The organism is Streptomyces sp. NPDC000345, from assembly GCF_042898825.1.
Taxonomy (GTDB): domain Bacteria; phylum Actinomycetota; class Actinomycetes; order Streptomycetales; family Streptomycetaceae; genus Streptomyces.
Window position 1 is genome coordinate 157,122 of sequence record NZ_JBIAZE010000004.1, and the last position, 21,518, is coordinate 178,639.

The window sequence follows — 21,518 nt, forward strand, 5'->3', positions numbered from 1 at the left end:
CCTTCAAAGTGATCGCCACGGAAATCGCTTTCCGCATCGCAGAAGTCCAGTTCCGTCCCCTCAGGCCTTCCGCGTTCCGTCGTCCCCCCACCAGGAGTGCCCGTGCCGCCGTCCGTCCCGTCCCTGCCGCGACGCGTCGCACGCATACTGCGTACCTCACTCTTCGCGCAGGTCGCCTGCGCGCTCGTGCTCGGAATCGCCGTCGGAAACCTGTGGCCCGACGTGGCCACGGACCTCCAGCCGCTCGGTGACGGTTTCACCCGGCTCATCAAGACGATCATCTCGCCGCTCGTGTTCTGCGTGGTGGTCGTCGGGATCGCCAAGGCGGGAGACCTGGGGGCCTTCGGCCGGATCGGGCTCAAGGCCCTGATCTGGTTCGAGGTCGCCAGCACGCTCGCCCTGCTCATCGGGCTCCTCGCCGCCAACGTCGTCCAGCCCGGTTCGGGGATGGACGTCGACCCGTCCACGCTGGACGCCTCGGCGGTCGACGCCAGGACGGGCGGCGGCTCGCTGCCCTCGACGACCGAGTTCGTCCTGAACGCGCTGCCCACCAGTTTCATCGGCGCCTTCGCCGAGAACTCCCTGCTCCAGGTGCTCGTCCTGGCCTGTCTGGTGGGTGCCGCGCTGCTGCACCTCGGGCACACCAGGGTGCCGCAGGTCCTGCCCGCGATCGAACAGGCACAGGAGATCATCTTCGCGGTCGTCGGCTTCGTCATGCGTCTCGCCCCCCTCGCGGTGTTCGGCGCGATGGCCGTCCTCATCGGCAACTACGGGCTCGGCGTCATCGAGATCTACGGCAAGCTGATCGTCCTGTGCTACGCGGCCGCGGCGTTCTTCGTCGCGCTTCTCGCCGTGGCCCTGCGCGTGGTGACCGGGCTCAGTCTCTGGAAGTTCCTGCGCTACATCCGTGAGGAGATGCTGCTCGCGCTCGGCACCGCCTCCACCGAGTCGGTCATGCCGCGGGTGATGCAGAAGCTGCGCAGGGCGGGCGCCCGCGACGACGCCGTGGGCCTGGTGCTGCCCACCGGGTACTCCTTCAACCTCGACGGTGCCTCGCTGTACCTGTCCATCGGCACGCTGTTCATCGCCCAGGCGGTCGGCGTTGACCTGAGCCTGGGTCAGCAGATCACCGTGGTCCTGGTGCTGATGCTGACCAGCAAGGGCATGGCGGGCATCCCCGGGTCCGCCTTCCTCGCCCTGTCCGCGACCGCGTCCTCGCTCGGCGCCATCCCGGCCGGCGCCGTCGCCCTGCTGCTCGGCGTGGACCGCATCATGGACTCGATGCGCGTCGTCACCAACCTTCTCGGCAACTGCGTCGCGGTGTTCGCGGTCTCCCGCTGGGAGGGCGCGCTGGACCTGGACCGCGCGAGGAAGACGCTGGACGGCGAGGCCGTCGCCGAGGGGGAGGAGGCCTCGGTGCCGGAGGCGACGGCACCCGTCGCCCAGTAGGCCGGTCCGTCCCGACGCGCGGGCGGCCGCGGCGCGCGGGGCCGCCCGCGCACTTCCCCCGCGGCCTCGAAGGCGGGACCACGGTCCTGCCCGAAGGGGCGCCGGACCGGCGCGACCGGCCGGGCATCCCCTGCCACGCAGCCGATGAGGGTCCTACGGGTTGCCGCGGGACGGTTCCGGCTCGTGCTGCGACGTCTGGTCGTGCCGGGGAAGCAGGAACGGGGTGGTCAGGATGAGCAGTCCCGCGACCGTGAGAGCGGTGCGGGGGCTCGTGACGTCGGCGAGCAGACCGGCGAGCGCGGTGCAGACGGCGATGGCCGCCTGCTGGCCGATCGACCAGGCCGACAGGGTGCGGGCGACGAGATGCCGGGGGGTGTGTTCGAGCCGGTAGGTGGCGAGCACCGGGGTGTACAGACTCATGTTGACGATGATCGCCAGCTCGACGGCGATCACGGTGACGAGACCGACGACGCCGGGACGGACGAAGGCCAGGCCGATCAGCCAGATGACGCGCAGGGTGCCGACCGTCCGGAAGACCCGGTGACGGCCGTGGCGGGCCACCACGCGGCGGGCCAGCCGGGAGCCGATGAGCCCGCCCACACAGGGGGCGGCGAAGGCGAGGCCGTACTGCCAGGGCGGGAAACCGAGTTGGCGCAGCAGGAGCACGGCCAGCAGCGGCTCGGTGGCCATGATCAGACCGGAGACGAGCATGTTGTTGAGGTAGAGCGCCCGCAGACCGCGATGGCCCATGACGTGTCGCCAGCCGTCGAGCAGTGCGCCGGCTCGCACCGGGTCCCTGCCGGTCGGGCGCGGTGCCTCTTCCCGGCCCCGGATGGCGGTGATGCCCAGCGCGGAGAGCAGGTGGCTGAGCGCGTCGGCCGTCACGGTGGCGATCGGCCCGAACAAGCCGATCGCCGCCCCGCCCAGGGGTGGCCCCACCGCGATGGAACTCCAGTTCGTGGACTCGAACCGCGCGTTGGCCACGAGCAGGTCGTCCGGCCGGACGAGATCCTTGAGGCAGGCGCCCCCGGCCGCGTTGAACGCGATCTTGGCTGCGGCGACCACGGCCGAGATCACGAGCAGTTGGACGAAACCGAGCCGATCCAGGGCATAGGCGAGCGGGATCGTCGCCATGACCGCGAACCGGGTGAGGTCCATCGCGATCATGACCGGGCGCTTGCGCCGGAACTCCACCCACGGCGCGAGGGGCACCGCGATCAGCGCACCCACCGCGGGCCCCACCGCGGACAGCGCGGACACCTCGGCGGGGCCGGCACGCAACACCAGCACGGCGATCAGCGGCAAGGCCCCGAACCCCAGCCCGGACCCGTAGGCGCTCACCGCGTACGCCGCCCACAACCAGCCGAACTCCCGGCCCAACGGTCTTCTGCCCACGATGCTCCGCGCTCCCGGAGAACAAACCGACGTTGACCGGTGAGAGCCAAGCGAGCCGCACAGCGGCAGGTCAAACAACCGCACGGCCGGTCATGCACAACCATCCGTTGTTCACCGAGCTCACGGGGTGAGGTCTAGGGTGGCTCGTCGTGGATCTCGAAGCAGTGCGCACCTTCGCCGCCGTCGCGGAAGCGGGGCAGTTCCAGAAGGCCGCCGCCGACCTGTCGGTCACCCAGCAGGCCGTCTCCAAGCGCGTCGCCGCGTTGGAGCGCACCCTCGGCGCGCGGCTGTTCACCCGCGCTCCCCGCGGCGCCGAGCTCACCATCGACGGGCAGGCGTTCCTGCCCCACGCGCGCGAGCTGCTGCGCGTCGCCGAGCGCGCGGTCGCGTCCGTGCGCCCCGGCCGCCGTCCGCTGCGCGTCGACGTGATCGCCTCACGCGGCGCGGCATCGGGCCTGATGCGCGGCTTCCACCGCGCGCACCCCGAGATCGACCTCGACGTGGTGATGCTGCTGGGCATCGAGACGGCCGTCGCAGCCCTCCGCTCCGGTGCGATCGACGCGTCCTTCCGGGCCGTCGCCGCGCCCGGCCGGCCCCTTCCCGAGGAACTCGAGTCCGTCCGGGTGCTCGACGAGCCGCTCCAGCTCCTCACCGGCCCCGCCCACGCGCTGGCGGGCGCCCGGTCGGTGCCCCTCGCCCGGCTTGCCGGGCACCGGATCTGGATGCCCGGCATCGTCCCCGGTACCGAGTGGGGCGCCTACTACGACGACCTCGCAGCCGAGTTCGGCCTCACCATCGAGGCGACCGGTCCCAACTTCGGCTCCGACGCGCTCCTCGACACCATCGCCGACACGCCGGCCCTGGCCACCTTCATGGGCGAGCACACCCGCCTCATCTGGCCCGCCGGTCACGGCCTGCGCCGCATCCCGGTGACCGGTCCGACGCCCGTCTACCCGCACTCGCTCCTCTGGCACCGCGACAACCCCCACCCGGCGCTGGCCACCCTCCGCGCCCACCTCGCCGCCGCGGCGGCCGGCCACGACGGTGCAGGGACCTGGGTGCCGGGCTGGGTGATTCCGCGCCGGACGCCGCCGGCCGCCGACGGCGAGTGAGCCGGGAGCGGCCGCCTCAGCAGCGTCTGTCCGGCACCCCGTCCACCAGGGTGTCCAACAACCCCCCGAGCACCTGGCGCTGTTCGTCGGTGAGCGGGGCCAGGATCTCCTCCGCGGCGGACCGCCGCGCCCCCCGCAGCTGACGCAGCGCCTTGTCGCCGTCGGCCGTCAGCTCGATCCGGATCACCCGGCGGTTCGTCGGGTCGGGGACCCGGCGGACCTTGCCGCCCGCCTCCAGGCCGTCGACGAGTGTCGTCACCGCCCGCGGGACCACCTCCAGGCGCTCGGCCAGGTCGGCCATGCGCGGCGGGGAGCTGTAGCACGCCAGTGTGCGCAGCAGGCGGGACTGGGCCGGGGTGACACCGAGGCCGCACTGTTCGATGTGCCGCTTCTGGATCCGGTGCACCCGGCGGGTGAACCGCAGCAGCTGCTCGGCGAGCACACTGTCGGAATCGGGGGTGGTCATGCGGGAACAATATCAGGATGCAGTTCATTGTGAGCATAGGTAACAATGAGCTATGCTCCGCCCGTCCCTCCCGCTCACCTCCCGTAGGAGCCCATGCACCCCGACAAGCCAGACTCCTGGACCCCGTCCGCCGACGCCGAGGGACAGCCCCGGCAGGTGCGCCGCATCCTCGCTCTCTTCCGCCCCTACCGAGGCCGTCTCGCCGTGGTCGGCCTGCTGGTCGGCGCCGCCTCGCTGGTCTCGGTGGCCACGCCCTTCCTGCTGAAGGAGACGCTCGACGTCGCCATTCCGCAGGGGCGCACAGGTCTGCTGAGCCTGCTCGCCCTCGGCATGATCCTCAGCGCCGTCCTCAGCAGTGTCTTCGGTGTCCTGCAGACGCTGATCTCCACGACGGTCGGCCAGCGCGTCATGCACGACCTGCGCACCGCCGTCTACGGCCGGCTGCAGCGCATGTCCCTCGCGTTCTTCACGCGCACGCGTACCGGCGAGGTGCAGTCCCGCATCGCCAACGACATCGGCGGCATGCAGGCCACCGTCACCTCCACGGCCACCTCCCTGGTCTCCAACTTCACCAGCGTGGTCGCCACGATCATCGCGATGATCGCCCTCGACTGGCGCCTGACCGTCGTCTCCCTGTTGCTGCTGCCGGTCTTCGTGTGGATCAGCCGCCGCGTCGGCAACGAACGCAAGAAGATCACCACCCAGCGCCAGAAGCAGATGGCCGCCATGGCCGCCACGGTCACCGAGTCCCTCTCGGTCAGCGGCATCCTGCTCGGCCGCACCATGGGCCGCGCCGACTCGCTCACCGAGTCCTTCGCCGGGGAGTCCGAGCGCCTGGTCGAGCTGGAGGTGAAGTCCAACATGGCCGGCCGCTGGCGCATGGCCGTGATCACGATCGTCATGGCCGCGATGCCGGCGGTCATCTACTGGACGGCCGGGACGGCCCTGCAGCTCGGCGGTCCGGACGTCTCCCTCGGTACGATCGTCGCCTTCGTCTCGCTCCAGCAGGGCCTGTTCCGCCCTGCCGTCAGCCTGCTGGCCACCGGTGTGCAGATCCAGACCTCCCTCGCGCTCTTCCAGCGCATCTTCGAGTACCTCGACCTGCCGATCGACATCACCGAGCGCACGGACCCCGTCCACCTCGACCAGGTCAAGGGCGAGGTCCGCTTCGAGGACGTCGCGTTCTCCTACGACGGCAAGGGCGGGGCCGTTCTCGAGGGCATCGACGTCACCGTGCCGGCCGGCGGCAGCCTCGCGATCGTCGGCCCGACCGGCGCGGGCAAGTCCACGCTGGGCTACCTGGTGCCGCGTCTGTACGACGTGACCGGCGGCCGGGTCACCCTGGACGGCGTCGACGTCCGCGACCTCGATTTCGACACCCTCGCGCGCGCGGTCGGCGTCGTCTCCCAGGAGACGTACCTCTTCCACGCCTCGGTCGCCGACAACCTGCGCTTCGCCAAGCCGGACGCCACCGACGAGGAGCTGTACGCGGCCGCGCGGGCGGCGCAGATACACGACCACATCGCCGCCCTGCCCGACGGCTACGACACCGTCGTGGGCGAGCGCGGCCACCGCTTCTCCGGCGGGGAGAAGCAGCGTCTGGCGATCGCCCGCACCATCCTGCGGGACCCGCCGGTGCTGATCCTCGACGAGGCGACGAGCGCGCTGGACACCCGCACCGAGCACGCCGTCCAGGAAGCCATCGACGCGCTCTCGGCCAACCGCACCACGCTCACCATCGCCCACCGGCTGTCCACCGTCCGCGGCGCCGGCCAGATCGTGGTCCTCGACGCCGGCCGGGTGGCCGAACGGGGCACGCACGAGGAGCTGCTGGCGCGGGACGGGCGGTACGCGGCCCTGGTGCGACGGGATGCCAGCCTGGAGCCGACAAGATGACGATATGACAGATTGCGGAGAGGTGTGCCGGTTTTGGGATGATGTGAGAGTTACCGTGCCCGCATGCAGAAGAACACTCCGCCACGGAGCACGATTCGACTGACGCGCCGGGGCCGTCTCGCCCTCGTCGCGACCGGAGCCGTCGTGGCCGGTACCGCCGTGGCGGTGCCGCTGCTGAGCCCGGAGCAGACGGAGAAGGAGGCGCCGAGGAAACCGGCCACCCTGGTCATTCCGGAGGGCTGGCGCGCCGGCCAGATCTACCAGGCCGTCGACAAGGCCCTCGCCCTGCCCGCCGGCACCACCAGGAAGGCGCTGCCCAAGGCCGCCCTGAAGCTGCCGGAGGACGCCGAGGGCAACCCGGAGGGCTACCTCTTCCCGGCGACGTATCCGCTGGACAAGAAGCCGACCCCGGAGGCGCTGCTGGCCTCCATGGTCGACACGGCGAACAAGAAGTTCAACAGGGCCCCGATCGCCGCCGGCGCCCAGCGCAACGCGATGAACGTCTACCAGGCGGTCACCATCGCCAGCCTCGTCCAGGCGGAGGCCGCCACCAAGGCGGACATGGGGAAGGTGGCCCGGGTCGTCTTCAACCGGCTGGAGCGCGGCATGCCGCTGCAGATGGACTCCACCATCAACTACGCGCTGAACCGCTCCACGGTGCGGACCACGGAGCGGGACATCCGGATCGAGAGCCCCTACAACTCCTACCAGCGCATGGGCCTGCCGCCGACGCCGATCGACAACCCCGGCGAGGAGGCGATGCGCGCCGCCATCGCCCCCACTCCCGGCGACTGGCTGTACTTCGTCACGGTCAAGCCGGGCGACACCCGGTTCACCGCGAACTTCCAGGAGCACCAGCGCAACGTCGCCGAGTTCAACCGGAACCAGCGGAGCCCGGCGGCGAAGGCGTCCGGGTGACGCGACGGGACGTCAGGCGGCGACCGGTTCCCGGTCCGGCTCCCCAGTGCCCTCGGCCAGCAGCCGTCTGATGTCCCGCACGGCCGCGCGGCCGGCCCGGTTGGCGCCGATGGTGCTGGCGGAGGGCCCGTAGCCCACCAGATGGATCCGCGGGTCGGCGACCGCGCGGGTGCCGTCGATCCGGATCCCGCCGCCCCCCTCACGCAGCCGCAGCGGCGCGAGATGGTCGATGGCGGCCCGGAAACCCGTCGCCCAGAGGATGACGTCGGCGTCGACGTGCCGCCCGTCGTTCCACACCACACCCTCAGGAGTGATCCGGTCGAACATCGGCAGCCGGTCGAGGACCCCGTCCGCCAGCCCCTGCCGGATCGCGTCGTTCAGCGGCAGCCCCGTCACGGACACGACGCTCCGCGGCGGCAGTCCCCGCCGTACCCGTTCCTCCACCAGCGCGACCGCCGCACGGCCCGCCTCCTCGTCGAAGGGCCCCTCACGGAAGACGGGCGGGCGCCGCGTCACCCACGTCGTGGCCGCGGCGTGGGGCGCGATCTCCAGCAGATGCTGGGTACCGGACGCGCCGCCGCCGACCACGACGACCCGCCGGCCCGTGAACGCCTCGGGACCCGGGTACTGCGCGGTGTGCAACTGCCGTCCGCGGAAGGTCTCCTGGCCCGGATAACGCGGCCAGAACGGCCGGTCCCAGGTCCCCGTCGCATTGATCAGGGCGCGCGTGGACCACATGCCCGCGGACGTCTCGACGAGCAGCCGGCCCCCGGACCCCTCACGCACGGCGCGCACGTCCACCGGCCGCCGTACCCGCAGACCGAAGGCGCGCTCATAGGCGTCGAAGTACTCGGGGATCACCTCGGACGAGGCCCGCGCGGGATCGGCCCCCGTCAGCTCCAGGCCCGGCAGCGCGTGCATCCCGTGCACCGTGCCGTACGCCAGGGAGGGCCACCGGAACTGCCAGGCGCCGCCCGGACCGGGCGCGTGGTCCAGCACCACGAAGTCACGCTCGGGCTCGAAGCCGGTGCGCCGCAGGTGATAGGCGCCGGCCAGACCCGCCTGACCGGCGCCTATGACGACCACCTCGACCTCACGTGTTTCGTTCACGCTTCTACCAACAGCGTGGGTCGGGCGGATCTTCCCCGGGCCGCGCAGCGGGTGTGGAACCCGGCGTGTGGGTCAGGATGGGGGCATGTCAGATGCGTTCACCACCCGAGTACTGCACGTCGCCTCCGGCACCCGGGAACGGGTCGTCGATCTCACCCAGGACTGCGAGGCCTTCCTGCGGGAGGCGGCGGCCGGCCGCGACGGCCTGCTGAACGTCTTCGTCCCGCACGCCACCGCCGGCATCGCCGTCATCGAGACCGGCGCCGGCAGCGACGACGACCTCCTCGCCGCCCTGCACACCCTGCTCCCGGCCGACGACCGCTGGCAGCACCGCCACGGCAGCCCCGGCCACGGCCGCGACCACGTCCTCCCGGCCCTCGTCCCGCCCCACGCGACCCTGCCGGTCGTGGGCGGGAGGCTGGAACTGGGCACCTGGCAGTCGGTGTGCCTGGTGGACACCAACAAGGACAACCCCGACCGCCAGGTGCGACTGAGCTTCCTCGGTCAGTGACGTGGCCCGCGGGCCGACGGCGTGCGTCGGCCCGCGGACCCGGTTCCGGGCGGCTGCGCCGCCTCCTCACCGCCTCACAGATCCTCCGGCCACCGTCGGCCGAGGACGAGCACGCCGTGACGGGGGCGCGGTCAGTTGGGCACGTACACGTCCTCCGTCCACGTCATCTCGACCTCGATGGGCTGCTGCCCGTCGGGGAAGAGGCTCTTCGCGGCGTCCGACAGACCCTTCATCACGGCATTGCTCTCGCCCTTCTCGTAACCGGCGTCGGACAGTGACCGGGTCGCCGACTCGACCGTCATCTTGTTGGTCACGGTCACCTCGACCGAGGCCTTGATGCCGCCGTTGTCCCATTCCGACGTGGACCTGTAGCAGCTCAGTCCGAGGATCTCGTAGTCGAGGTCGTAGGAGCCGAGGGCCAGGCTGGACGGCCGGCCTCCGTAGATGCCCGCGGTCAGGTATCCGGTCACGTCGGTCAGGCCCTCCCACGCCTTCTCCCAGTCGTTCCGCCTGGAGTGCTTCTTGTGGTAGTGGCCGGCCAGACCGGTCGCGCCCAATCCCTTGTCCCTGACCAGCTTCTGGATGATCCGGCGGAACTTCCTGAAGTGGTCCTCGAAGCGAAGGTCCTCGACGAGGTCGCTGTCACTGCTGATGCGCAGCTTCGGGGGTCCTCCGGTCGCGAAGATGGCGACGATCTCGTAGGGACCCACGTTGACGGGCACCCTGCTGCTGATCTCGCCCGCGCGGTCCCGTGCGGCGACGAACCTGCGGTGTGTGGCGGCCCGTGCGCCGGCCTCCTTGGCCCTGTTCGCGATGGCCCGGGCGGCCCGCTTGATCGCGTTGACGGCCTTCGAGGAGAGGCCCGTCTCGTCCATGTAGTTCACCGGGTTGTTGAGCGAGTAGGTGTACGCGCTCAGGCCCTGCGGGTCGTACGGGTCCGCCAGCTCGTCGGAGCTGAGGAACCGGCCCAGTGACGCGTCGTACATCCGGGCGCCCAGCAGCGACAGCCCGGTGCCGTCGTCCTCCGGCTTGCCGAGGAAGCCCCGGTCCGTCGCCGACGGCAGCACGCTGCTGTCACTGCGGTCCTCGCCGAAGGGCTTGTAGCGGCGGCGCGTGACCACGCCTGCCATGCTGATCAGCAGGCTGGTGGAGGACTGGGTGTCGCCCAGCAGCCAGGTCAGGGTGCCGTTCGCCGAGCCGTCCGCGACGCGCAGGGCGACCGAGGTGCCGTTCGCCGCGTACATCCGGGTGGCCTTCGGCGTCCCGCCCTGTGCCCGGTGCACCTCGTGCCCGTCGAGGTAGAGCACGTTCTCCGTCGGGGAGGTCCGCAGCAGGACGTTGCCATCGGCGTCGTAGACGTAGGTCGAGACCTCGTCGCCGGTCGGCTTGTCCTGGGTGATCCTGCTGATCCTGTTCTGGCCGTTCCACTCCAGAACGGAGGAGACGCCCTTGACGGTCCGGCCCGTCATCTGTCCGGCGTCGTTGTAGGAGAAGCTGTCGTCACCGGCCTTGGCGACGGCGTGCGGCCGGGGCTGGTCCGGGGTGTACGTCTGCTCGTCCGCGCTGTAGCCGGGGTAGGTGTAGTTCTTCGTGGTGCTCCCGAAGCTTGTGGTGTCGGTGACGGACTGGAGATTGCCCAGCCGGTCGTAGGTGTGCTTCACCTGGTACGGATCCGGACCCGTGAAGTCCGATGCCGGGGTGGCGGAGCAGGTCGTCGACGCCGTGGTCCAGGCGTCCGTGAGACGGTCGAGGTCGTCGTAGCGGAAGCATTCCTGCTGGCCGGCGACGTTCTCCCGGGCGGCGGTGACCTGTCCGGAGTTGTCGCGGGTCAGTGTGTCGTCCTGGACCTTCCGGGTGACGCCTGCCGTCAGGGTGCTCGTGGTGATGTTCTTGAGCCAGCCGCTGCCGTTGGCGTCGTCGTAGGCGTAGGCCCGGGTCACGGAGGTGCCGTTGCCGGCCGTCCCCAGTGAACGTGAGGTCACCCGGCCGTGGTCGTCGTAAGCGGTGCCCGCCAGGTAGGTGCCGAGACCGCCGGTGAGCGAGGCGACACGGCCCTGCGTGGTGTAGCCGGTGGTGACGGTCTCCGCGGGGAGTCCGCCCACGGCCGGGTGGGCGACGGAGGTCAGATGGTCGGCGGCGTCGTAGCCGTAGCCGAACGTGTAGGTGCCGTTCAGTCCGGAACCGTCGTCCGGCACGGTCACCGACTTGGAGGTGATCCTGCCCCTGGCGTCATAGGAGTTGACCTTGGAGACGTACGCCTTGCCGCCCGAGTGGGTGGTGGAGGAGGCGAGCAGGCCCTTGCCGCCCTCGGCGGAGTCGTAGGCCAGGGCCTCGACCACCGTGCTCCCCTCGAGCGTCTTCTTCAGCCGGTTCAGCGTGTCGTACTCCCGGGTCAGGACCCTCCCCGCCCCGTCCGTCGTCACACTCAGGTTGCCGTTGTCGTCGTACACGGCCGTGGAGTCACCCGCGTCCGGGTCGTCCGCGGTGACGCGCTCACCGGCCCAGTTGTAGGTGTAGTGAGTGGTGTTCTCCCGAGAGTCGTGGATGTACTTGAGCTGACCGCTTCGGGTGTACTCGTAGCGGGTGGTCAGCGATTCGGCGCCGATGTGCTCCACCAGGCGCACCTTCTGCCCGTAGACATCGGTGTAGGTGTCGGTGGAGCCGCCCACCGGCGGGAACTCGGTCACCAGGTCGGCACCCAGGTAGCGGGTGACGCTCTTACCCGCCTCCTGCGGCACTCCCTTCACCTGGACCTGCGACAGGGTCGTGCGCCCGGCCCAGTCGGCCACCACGTCCGTGTAGGACGGGATGTCGGCGACGGCGGGGTTCACCAGGCCGGATCCGGCGGCGGCGGAGTTGTAGAACGCCGAGGACGTGCCCGCGACGTTCCCCGACGAGTCGTAGCGGGTGACGGTGACCAGCCGGCCGGTCCCCGACGGGGCCGGTGTCTGCGTCTCCCGGGCCCGGCCCAGTCCGTCGTAGTAGCCGACCGACTTGATGTACGAGGAGCCGGACTGGAGGGTTTCGGAGGTGACCTTCATCGCCGCGCCGGTCGCCACGTCCGGTACCCCGGTCGCGGAGGCCGCCGTCGGAATGCTGTAGGCGAACCGCATCGACGGGTTCCCGTCGGGGTAGTCGGCCGCCTCGGTGGGCTTGAAGACCTGTGACATACGGCCGACGGCGTCGTACACGACGCGGCTGGTGCGGCCGTTGACGTCGACGACCTTCCACGGCTGGCCGAAGTACCGGGAGATGTACTCCGTCGTGGTCATGGGGCCGGCACCACCCGTCCCGTCCGGGTCGGGGGTGGTCGTCGCCACACCGTCGAGGGGCCACGAGGTGGCCGGGGTGTACGTCGTGGTCGTCAGGTTGTTCCTGCCGTCCCACGCCTTGACGGTGCGTCCGGCCGCGTCGTACTCGGCCCGCGTGGTGCGGTGGGCGGCGGCGCCCGTGTGGGTGCGTATCTGGGTCGCGTTCCCGTCGCTGAGCCTGGCGTCGTTCTCGGCGAAGGAGGTCGCGCCGTCGTAGAAGGTCACCTTGCGCCGGTCCTGGTGCAGGGTGTCCTGGCCGTTCGCCTGGTCCTCCGCCTGGGTGGTGCAGGAGACGGTGTAGTGCCGCTCGTCGTCCGGGAAGACCATCCAGCGCTGCGCGCCGGTCGAGTCGAGCGTCCCGGTGTTGTACGCGCGCCCGTACTCGGTGCAGTGGTTGTCGGAGACTCCGGTCGCCCCCCACTCGTCCGTGCGCAGCGGCAGGCCGAAGGTGCCGCTGGCGGCTTCGGCCTCCTCGTACTCGTACTGGGTCACGTGCTCGCGCCAGGTGGAGGTGTCGGAGTCGGTCGAGGTGTGGACCTTGTCCAGGGTGCGCACCTCCGTCTCACGGACGAAGCGCGCGTCGGGCAGACCCGTGTACCGGGCCGTGGTGTGCACCCAGTACGTGTGCCACTGCCGCTGCTGGGACTTTCCGTCGTGGTCGCGTGTGGAGGTCTGCAGAGTCTTTCCCGCCAGCCAGGCGGAGTCCTTCCACTGCACGTCCTCGGAGTCGGTGACGTTCACCGAACGGGTCTGCGAGGCATCGGTCTTGGAAGTGCGGTCGCCGTCGAGTCCGCGATAGAGCCAGTGATAGGTGGAGTGCTTGTTGGCGCCGGCGCCGGTGGTGACCAGGACCCGGCCGTAGCCGCGCCATTCGGACCAGCTCTCGTCCTCGTCGGCGACCAGCGGGTCGGCCGTGAAGCGCCAGCCGGGCGCGCCGTCGTACTGGTACGTCGTGGTCATCGACGGGTTGCCCTCGGTGAGGTCCCCGGGGTCGACGACGACCTTGGTGACGACGAACTTCTTGAACCAGCCGGTCCTCTCCGTCTCGCTGCCGTCCGGCGTCCACTTCTGCCAGAAGCACTCGAAGGCGTTGCCCGACTGGGAGGGCGGGTTGTTCTCGTCGCACTGGCGGGAGACTGCGCCGTCGCCGTCCGTGGCGTGCCCGTAGGTCGCGGTGATCGTCGAACCCGTGTCCGTGAACACCTTGTTGACGCGGCGGAAGTTCAGCTCACCGTCGCCGACCTTGTTGTCCTGCCACTCCCCGTTGAAGTTGAGGGTGGGGAGGGTGACGTCGGTGCCCGCGTAGCCGCGGCGCTGGATGTAGTCCAGCCACAGCTGCCCGCTGACCGAGCCGGACGGGTTCACCAGCGCGTACTTCATCTGGTACTGCATGACCAGGTCCCAGTCCGCGGTGTCGTCGTCGCGGACGTAGGTCTTGATGTCCCACAGCAGCTTGCGCTGGAAGAACGTCGGATAGTACGTCTTGCCCGCGCAGGACTCACCGTCTTCGGGACCGTCGCAGATCAGGTCCACCGGCACGTCCGGGTACGACGCCGGCTTGGCGTCGATGGCCGGGCAGTCGGGGGTGGGGTTGTCGAGCGGGTCCTTCTCCTCCATCCGCTCCACGCACCGGTTGAGGGTCTGGAACTCCACCTTCGCCGGCAGCTGCGCCCCCGCGATCTGTGAGGACCAGCCGTATTCGATCCGTGTCAGGTAACCGGCGCTGTCGTAGGAACGGGCCCTGTCGGCCGCGGCGACCGAGCGGTAGTGGTTCGTGTCCTTCTCGTAGAAGTAGGCGTTCTCCACCTCGTTGGCCGTCACCACCCGGTCCAGGTTCCAGCGCCAGGTCTGCCGGCACGGCTCGGGGTACTGCCCGTGGCACGGCTCGCCCGTGTCGTCCCCGACCACGGGCACCCGCAGGGTCGAGTGGGTCGCGGCGCCGGTGCGCTGGGAGGTGCCCCAGCCGAAGTAGTAACGGGTGCCGTCCTGGTGGGAGACGACCCAGTAGTCCTTGGACCAGTCGTCGGCGTCATGGGTGAGTCGCTGCACCCGCCAGCCCGGGTCGTCCTCGACGTGGTAGGAGCCGTCACCGGTCTTGTCCTGCACCAGCTCCGAGGAGAGCCCGTCCAGGTTGATGACGTAGACGGCACCCGAGGGTTCGGCGGAGGAGTTGGGCGAGTCCCAGCACAGGTCACCGAAGGTCGCGTGACCGTCCAGGGTGCAGTTCTTGTAGCGCCGTTCGATGAAGCCGCCGGCGTTCAGGTCCCAGCCCATCCCGGTCCACGACGCCTGGTTGTTCGACGCGGAGGTACGGCCGTCGATCGACTGCGAGTTGTAGTTCAGCGACAGGCCGGGAGCCTCGCCCATCGGCGGCTCCGGAACCTCGACCGGTACCGAGTACGTGAAGGCGCCCGAGCCGAGCGACACGTCCCACTTGCCGGTGGGCGACAGTGTGCTGGCCCGGTAGTCGCCGTCGTCGGACGACGCCCCGGAGGCGACCGCGTAGACCGCGGGCTCGGACAGGGCCGCCATTCCGGAGAGCCGCTCGACCTGGGGGGCCGCCTCCACGGTCGCGGTCAGCGTGCCCGCCTCGGTGTCGTTGACCGCCGCGACGTCCTCGCCGTCACGGCAGAGCTCCAGCTCCGGGGTGGTGGCGGCGCAGGCGGGCAGCTTCACCAGGCGCAGCCGGCCCGCGAAGTCACCGCCGTAGGCGTGGGCGAAGCCGGAGTAGTCGATGGAGACGTCGACCTTCCCTGCGGTCTCCCCTCCGTCCTTGCGGGCCACTCTCAGCGCCAGGCCGACACCACCGGCCGCCTCGGCCTTCCTGCGGTCCAGGACCTCGACATCCACCTTGGCGGGCGCCCCGCCCGCCGGCCGGTTCCCGGCGCCGGTCTCACGGACCGACACCACGGACACCTCGCCGGCGACCGGGCGCGCGGCACGCCGTGCGGCCGGCACCGCGCCGAAGTCGACTGTCTCCCTCCCCGCCTTGGGCCACGACACCTTCGGCGCCTCGGTCAGGGTGGGCTCCGCCGGCTGAGGCACCGGAGAGCCCAGTGCCCGTGACGGCACGCTCGGTTTCCTGCCGTCCGGCAGGGCCACGGCCGCACCGGGCGCGAACACCACCACCGAGAGCAACCCGGCCAGCAGTCCCTTGCTGACCAGAGCAGCGAGAGTTCGCGAACGAAAAGGTCTCACGAGGCTCCTATCCCACATCGACAACCCATCACCGGCACCCTTGTCCACCGGTCGTCGCACCCGGGCGGCCGTGCCGTGCGCCAACCCCGCGATCAGGAACGGCCGCGCGATGTCGACAGGCGGTAATGCCGTCAGGGGGCGCGGCCCCAACGACCGTTACAGCGGCCTGACCTGGGTGCCCGTCATGCGCACGCTAAGGGGAGGCCTGTCGTCCGGCCACTGTGCACGGTGGCCAGATTCAGCTCCGGACCGTGCAAGGTGACCAGTGCGGCGGGCATGAAGGGGGGACAAAGGGGCACGGATCGCGCGAGTCGCCCGGCGCCGGCAGGCCGGGCTCGCCTTGATCCACCGTCTCGTTCCTGCCTGTCGGCGTTCACATCTGACAAGATCCAGCGGTCACGTCAGAGATCAGCGAAACGCCGCCAGAACTCCGGGACGCACGCGGGATGCCGGCGAACGGCCTTCCGCACGCGCCGACTTCTGGCGGGGAGGGGAAGCCATGCTCGTCGCGTCGCGCTTCAGACCACGCAAGTCCGCCACCGTCCTCAGTGCCCTGTTGCTGGTGACGGGCCTGCAGGCGATGAACGCTCCCGAGGCGGCCGCCGCGCTGCCGGAGATCAGCACCGTCTTCAACGACCCGGCCGGCACCACCCAGGAGCAGCAGGCGATACGGCTTCAGATCCTGAGCCTCGTCGACTCGGCCGCGACGGACTCCGAGATAACCGTCGCGCTGTACCACATGTGGGACGAGACGATCGCCCGCGCCCTCGCCACCGCGCACACCGAACGGGGGGTCCGTGTACGGGTGCTGCTGGACTCCACCAGCGTCAGCAGCAACCCGTCCAACCCGTCCTACGGGATTCTGCGGGACGCCCTGGGCACCGACCGCACGCAGAGCTCATTCGTCGGACTGTGCCCGCAGGGCCGGGCCTGCCTGGGCGACCCCGCCAACGGCGCGTCCATCAACCACAACAAGTTCTTCCTGTTCTCCCAGGTCGACGGGGCGTCGAACCTGGTCGTCCAGACCTCGTCGAACCTGACACCCTCTCAGTACAGCCGTATGGCCAACGACGCGGTGCTCCTCCAGAACACCGGCATCTACACCGCCTACCGGTCCTACTTCGGCAAGCTCGCGGCCCAGGACTGGGACTCGTGGTCGTACACGACGGCCACGTTCTCCCCGTACAAGGCGTACTTCTATCCCTATGTACCGGGCACCGGGAACAGCTCCGACACCATCTGGAACATCCTCGACGAGGTGACCTGCACCTGGACCGAGGGCGGCACGACCCTGCGCAGCAAGGTCCGGGTGGCCGTGCTGAAGATCACGCGGCAGGGGGTCGCCGACAAGCTGGTGGCCCTGAAGAAGGCCGGCTGTGACGTCCAGATCGTCTACGCCGAGTCCGACAGCGCCGCGAGCACCGGCAGCCCCGGAACCTGGGAGACCCTGCACACGGCCGGAGGTCCCACCGTCCGCTGCTACAACCACGACGAGGACAACGACTCCACGACCACGAACTCCACGGTGCACTCGAAGTACCTGCTGATCGACGGCAAGTACGCCGGCACCGCCAACAAGCTGGTGTGGACGGGCAGTCACAACTACTCGGGCCCCGCCCTGCGGGAGAACGACGAGGCGCTGCTGAAGATCGACAACACGGCCGTCCACGACCGGTACGGCGCCAACTTCAGCGCGGTGACGGCCGCCGCCGTCCCGGGCACCGCCGACGACACACCGGCCTGCAAGGGCGTGTGAGGGGCGGCACCGAGAAGGCGGTCCGCCCCGCCGGTGCGCGGGGCGGACCGCCGAAGCCTCCCGGGGGCCGTTCCACTTCCGCTCCGGACGGGAAGAACGCAGGCGCTCCGTCCCACTGCTCCGAGGCGAAACCTGCTCGTTTCCCCTACGGCCCGCTTCGGCCGACGCTCACCCCTTCGACGCGACCTGAACCTGTGCGTCCGGTACCCCTCAGCCATGCATCCGGTAAAGGTGTCGTAAAGTGCGGTCGGGCAAGAGGTGGCCGTACCGGAAGGGTGAGACGGGCTGTGCGGACGGTGGGGGGACGGGAGGATCTCGACGCGCTCCTGCGGCTGGTGCGGCGTCAGACGTGCCCGGACGAGGTGCTCGCATGGGTGGCCTCGCGGATCGGGGCAGACATGGCGTGGGTGCCCGGAGGAGGTGCCGCCGTGGCGACCGCCGGACTTCCGGTGACCATGCTGACGACGCTCGCGGAGCCCCTGTCGAAGGTGGCCGCGGGACGTCTCGCGGCTTCCACTGCCTACCTGGACGGTCGAGAGGTCCGGCTGGAGGGCTTCGGGCCGCATGAACCGCGCGCGGTTCTCGTCACGCTGAGCACGGCCTCGCTGCCGACCGAGGCCGCGGCCCTGGCATCGCAGGCCGGCGGGCTCCTCGACCTGATGGGGCGTGCGATGACCGCCGACAGCAGCAGGCGCGAGTACGAGGGCAAGGCCCGGCAGTTGCGCTTCGCCGTGCTCACGGCCCTGATGACCGGCGACGTCACCCTTGCGCGAAGGATGACGACCGGCCACGTCCCGCCGCTGCTCGAATCCGAGCGGGTACGGGTCCATCTGCTGCACTGCCGGCCGGCCGACCGCGACCGGCTCGTCAGATCCCACCTGGACTCCTCCGGTTACCACGGGCTTGGCCTGATGGCGCACTGCCCGGCCTTCGACGAGCACCTCATCTGCCTGGTCCCCGAGTCCGCCGAGCCGGGCGAGATCTCGGCGCAGGGTGAGATGCTGCGCCGGCTCGTGCACGACAACCCCGGGTACGCCCTCGGCATCAGCCGCCCCCACCCTCTCTCCGCGACGGGTTCCGCATACGGCGAGGCCGTGCACGCCCTGGCCGTCGCCCGCAGCTCACCGGGCCGGGTGGCCGCCTACCAACGGCAGTCCTCGCTGGCCGAGGCGCTGCCCCGAGCCGCCGGCCTGGCCTGGGCGCAAGCGCTCACCGCGCCGCTGCGCGATGTGCCCAAGCCCACCGTGGACATCTCCCGGCTCGCCGTCGCCTTCCCCCGCACGGCCGTGGCCCGCCTGCTGAGCATCAGCCGCACCACGGTCACCGCGCACTGCCGCAGGGCCGAGGCCGCGCTCCAAGTGGACCTCGGGGAGGTACGCACACGCGCCGCGCTCGACCTCGCCCTGTCCCTCGCGGGTGCCGAACCCGACCCCGCCCTCGTGGTCCCGCCGAGGGCACCCGCCCTGGACGAACTCCTGCGCACCGCTGCGGCCGTCGCCTGGGCCGACGCCTTCCTGCTTCCCCTCCGCGAGGACCGGTACCACGAGGTGTACGCCACCCTGGCGGCCTGGATCGACGCCAACACGGACGCACAGCGGACGTCCGCCCGCCTCGGCCTGAGCCGCAACACCGTGCGCGCACGGCTGCGTACGGCGGAACGGCTGTTGAAGCGTGACCTGCTCACCACGGGCACCGGCCTCCCCGACGTGGTCCACGCGCTGAGGGTGACGGAGCTCAAGGACTCGGAGCCCTCCGAAGCGGCCGCCGGCCTGCTCGCCGGGTGACGGCCCGGTCCCGTCCCCGTGCCGTGTGGCCCTCGTGCCGGCAGGGCGGTGAAGCCTCCGTGGACGACTCCGAACAGGGCCCCCGGCCACCGGCCATCGCGATCGATGGCGAGGAAGACCGCGCGCTCGTGCCGTCCGGGCGCGCCTCGCACGCGCGGCGGGCAGGCAGGACGAGTGGCCCCTGTTCGGCGAACGGCATCGCGATCACGGCGCGTCGTCGCCGCCGCGTACGGCGCGATCTCCAGCAGATGCCGCGTCTTTTCCGACGGGTGACCGGCCGTCAGGTGCGCTGGGCTTCCCGGGCCGGGGTCACTCCTCTCCCGTGAGCAGCCGCCGCGGGTTGGCGATGCGGAAGGCGTACGCCGCGGCTCCGCCCAGGCCGAAGCCGGGGTGGCGCGGCGGCCGCGCGTAGGGCCGGTCCGAGCCCTGGACGACGGCGTCCACGCCGAGAGCGTGCACGACCGCGTCGACGGCGGTCGGACCGTAGGAGGAGGTCTCGACGAACACGTCCGGATCGGCCTTCTCCCGTGGTCCTCCCCGGGCGTCGAAGCGCTCCCCGTGCAGCGGCGCGAGCCCGGCCAGCAGCGCGAAGCACACCCGCAGCCGCGGATGCCGGGGCCGGCCGAAGGCCTTGAAGGCGAACCACGCGGCGTGCATCTGCTGCACGTAGGGAACCATCGCGGGCCACCACCCGGGACCCTCGGACCCGTCGGCGGCCGCGGGCCCCGGATGCACGAAGAGCGGCAGCCCGCGCTCCTCCAGCAGGTCGAGCAGCGGGGCGCAGTGCGCGTACCCCGTCGCGTCGGCGAGGGCGTTCGCCGGGAGCTGGAGACCGACGAACCCGCGGTCCAGCTCCTTGGCCGTCGCGTCCGCGTCGACCTCGCGTACGCAGGCGGCGGCCCAGGCGCCGAACGGCTCGGGCAGTGCGGCCGCGCCGGCGTGGTAGGCGTCGAGCAGGGGCTGGGCCTCGGCGGCGGGCAGCCACTCCACGCCGATCGGGGCGGACAGCGACACGAGCGCCCGGCCGAGGCCGTCGGCCGCGGCGAGTTCCGCACGCCACGCGACGTCGTGGTCGGCGGGCGGGACCTCGTAGGGCGGCTCTCCGTCCAGGAAGAGGGTCCAGCCGTCGAGGTACGGCGGCTCGCGCCGGGCCCGCAGGGCCGCCACCAGCGAAGGGGTCCACAGATGCTGGTGCACGTCGACGCTGGTCATGACGCTCCTCCCGCCGTGCCCGACGCCTCGCCCCGCAAGGCGCGCGGTGTGCCCCGGACATCTTCCGCACCCAGGATCTCGCGGTCCCCCCTCTCCCCGTCCACCCCCTCCGGCCCGACCCGTCCTGCGCACGCGCCGGGCGGATGCCACGCTGGAGCCATGTCGGGCAACGGGCCGGCCGTCTCCCGCCGGGAGTTCGACGCCCTCTTCGACGCGGTGCGCACCTGGGGCCGCTGGGACCGGGCCGAGCGCGGCGCCTGGAACCGGGTGACCGCCGACCACGTGCGGCGGGCCACGGCCGCGGTGCGGTCCGGGACGGTCGTCCCGATGGCGCTCGCGTGGAACACCCGTCCCGGCCCCGACAACCCCAGACCGGCCCTGCACCACATGACCGATCTCGGTGATGTGGAGAGCCCCGAGCCCGCCACCTACAAGGACTTCGTCGCCGTCGAGCACCACGGCAAGGCCGTCACCCACCTCGACGCGCTGTGCCACGTCGCCTATCGGGGGCGGCTCTACGGCGGCCGGATCGCACGGGACGTCGTCGACGCGGCCGGTGCCCGCTTCGGCGCGGTGTCCGCGCTCGGGCCCCTGGTGACCAGGGGCGTGCTGCTGGACCTCCCCGCCGTTCTGGGGGTCCGCTGGCTGGACCCCGGGCGGGCGGTGCGCGCCCGGGACGTCGTCGCGGCGGAGAAGGCGCTCGACGTGACGATCGGGGAGGGTGACGCCGTGCTGCTGCGCACCGGGCACGTCCGCCGCCGTACCGAACTCGGCGCCTGGGACTCCGGCGCGGCGAGCGCGGGCTTCCATGTGGAGGCCCTGCCCCTGCTGGCCGAGCGGGGTGTGGCGCTGCTCGGCAGCGACGGCGACAGCGATGTGCGGCCCTCGCCCGTGCCTGGTGTGCACTCACCCGTCCATGTCCTGGCCGTCGCCGCGATGGGGGTGCCGCTGCTGGACAACCTCGACCTGGAGGCCCTCGCGGCCAGGACGGCCGAGGCGGGGCGGCACGCGTTCCTGTTCGTCGTGACACCGTTGAACATCCCGGGCGGTACCGGCTCACCGGTCAGCCCGGTCGCGGTCCTGTGACGGGACGCGGAGGCGCGACGTCCGCCCGGCCGCTGACGGCCGGCACCGGACATCTGACGCGGCCACCCGGGACCCGACACCCGATGCCCGGCACCCGACGACGTCCGACTTCGGACGTCCGACGCCCGGCGTCCGTCCGGCGTCCGTCCGGCGTCCGACCGGCCGCCCTCCGGCCACCTCCCCGTCGCCGTGCGGAAGGCGAGGCAATGACTCATGCCTCGTATGTCCGTATCCTCGTCAATGTCGGATTAATCATCAAAGGATTCCTGTACGCGAGTGATGAGCGCGGGCGCGAGTGAGGCGGAACGTGGTGC

Annotated in this window: 13 protein-coding genes; 8 read left to right on the plus strand and 5 right to left on the minus strand. The window is 71.1% G+C overall.

What is annotated here, in order from left to right; translation table 11 throughout:
* Positions 1-102: 102 nt before the first annotated feature.
* Complete coding sequence (locus ACFY30_RS11040) at positions 103-1,449, plus strand: cation:dicarboxylate symporter family transporter (protein ID WP_390844894.1); 1,347 nt, start codon at positions 103-105, stop codon at positions 1,447-1,449.
* Positions 1,450-1,602: 153 nt separating this feature from the next.
* On the opposite strand, the gene ACFY30_RS11045 is transcribed toward ACFY30_RS11040, so the two are convergent.
* Positions 1,603-2,847, minus strand: a complete 1,245-nt coding sequence (locus ACFY30_RS11045) for an MFS transporter (RefSeq protein ID WP_390845270.1) — start codon at positions 2,845-2,847, stop codon at positions 1,603-1,605.
* A gap of 146 nt (positions 2,848-2,993) precedes the next feature.
* Here ACFY30_RS11045 and ACFY30_RS11050 point away from each other — a divergent pair, with 146 nt between their 5' ends.
* Positions 2,994-3,956, plus strand: coding sequence for a LysR family transcriptional regulator (locus ACFY30_RS11050; protein WP_390844895.1), 963 nt, complete (start codon positions 2,994-2,996; stop codon positions 3,954-3,956).
* Positions 3,957-3,972: 16 nt separating this feature from the next.
* Here the strand turns inward: ACFY30_RS11050 and ACFY30_RS11055 are convergent, their stop codons facing one another.
* Entirely contained in the window at positions 3,973-4,422 is a 450-nt protein-coding gene (locus ACFY30_RS11055) for a MarR family winged helix-turn-helix transcriptional regulator (protein ID WP_390844896.1), read from the minus strand.
* 93 nt (positions 4,423-4,515) lie between these two features.
* On the opposite strand from ACFY30_RS11055, the gene ACFY30_RS11060 reads away from it, so the two are divergent.
* Together ACFY30_RS11060 and mltG are read left to right on the plus strand one after the other, a co-directional pair.
* Positions 4,516-6,318, plus strand: a complete 1,803-nt coding sequence (locus ACFY30_RS11060; protein WP_390844897.1) for an ABC transporter ATP-binding protein — start codon at positions 4,516-4,518, stop codon at positions 6,316-6,318.
* 63 nt (positions 6,319-6,381) lie between these two features.
* On the plus strand, positions 6,382-7,236 hold the full coding sequence (gene mltG, locus ACFY30_RS11065; RefSeq protein WP_390844898.1) for an endolytic transglycosylase MltG: 855 nt from the start codon (positions 6,382-6,384) through the stop codon (positions 7,234-7,236).
* 12 nt (positions 7,237-7,248) lie between these two features.
* Here mltG and ACFY30_RS11070 read toward each other — a convergent pair whose 3' ends face one another.
* Positions 7,249-8,346: an NAD(P)-binding domain-containing protein gene (locus ACFY30_RS11070; RefSeq protein WP_390844899.1), complete on the minus strand. Its 1,098-nt coding sequence runs from the start codon at positions 8,344-8,346 to the stop codon at positions 7,249-7,251.
* Between the two features lie 85 nt (positions 8,347-8,431).
* Between ACFY30_RS11070 and ACFY30_RS11075 the strand changes: the two genes are divergently transcribed.
* Complete coding sequence (locus ACFY30_RS11075) at positions 8,432-8,857, plus strand: secondary thiamine-phosphate synthase enzyme YjbQ (RefSeq protein ID WP_390844900.1); 426 nt, start codon at positions 8,432-8,434, stop codon at positions 8,855-8,857.
* Positions 8,858-8,988: 131 nt separating this feature from the next.
* Here ACFY30_RS11075 and ACFY30_RS11080 read toward each other — a convergent pair whose 3' ends face one another.
* Positions 8,989-15,366 (minus strand): RHS repeat domain-containing protein, encoded by a 6,378-nt coding sequence (locus ACFY30_RS11080; RefSeq protein ID WP_390844901.1) that lies wholly within the window; start codon positions 15,364-15,366, stop codon positions 8,989-8,991.
* A gap of 499 nt (positions 15,367-15,865) precedes the next feature.
* Between ACFY30_RS11080 and ACFY30_RS11085 the strand changes: the two genes are divergently transcribed.
* Both ACFY30_RS11085 and ACFY30_RS11090 read left to right on the plus strand, forming a co-directional pair.
* The gene (locus ACFY30_RS11085; protein WP_390844902.1) at positions 15,866-17,122 is read left to right on the plus strand and encodes a phospholipase D-like domain-containing protein; all 1,257 of its coding nucleotides are present in this window, start codon (positions 15,866-15,868) and stop codon (positions 17,120-17,122) included.
* A gap of 428 nt (positions 17,123-17,550) precedes the next feature.
* Complete coding sequence (locus ACFY30_RS11090; protein WP_390844903.1) at positions 17,551-18,906, plus strand: helix-turn-helix domain-containing protein; 1,356 nt, start codon at positions 17,551-17,553, stop codon at positions 18,904-18,906.
* Between the two features lie 309 nt (positions 18,907-19,215).
* On the opposite strand, the gene ACFY30_RS11095 is transcribed toward ACFY30_RS11090, so the two are convergent.
* Complete coding sequence (locus tag ACFY30_RS11095) at positions 19,216-20,118, minus strand: amidohydrolase family protein (protein ID WP_390844904.1); 903 nt, start codon at positions 20,116-20,118, stop codon at positions 19,216-19,218.
* Positions 20,119-20,277: 159 nt separating this feature from the next.
* On the opposite strand from ACFY30_RS11095, the gene ACFY30_RS11100 reads away from it, so the two are divergent.
* Positions 20,278-21,204, plus strand: a complete 927-nt coding sequence (locus ACFY30_RS11100; protein WP_390844905.1) for a cyclase family protein — start codon at positions 20,278-20,280, stop codon at positions 21,202-21,204.
* Positions 21,205-21,518 lie beyond the last annotated feature (314 nt).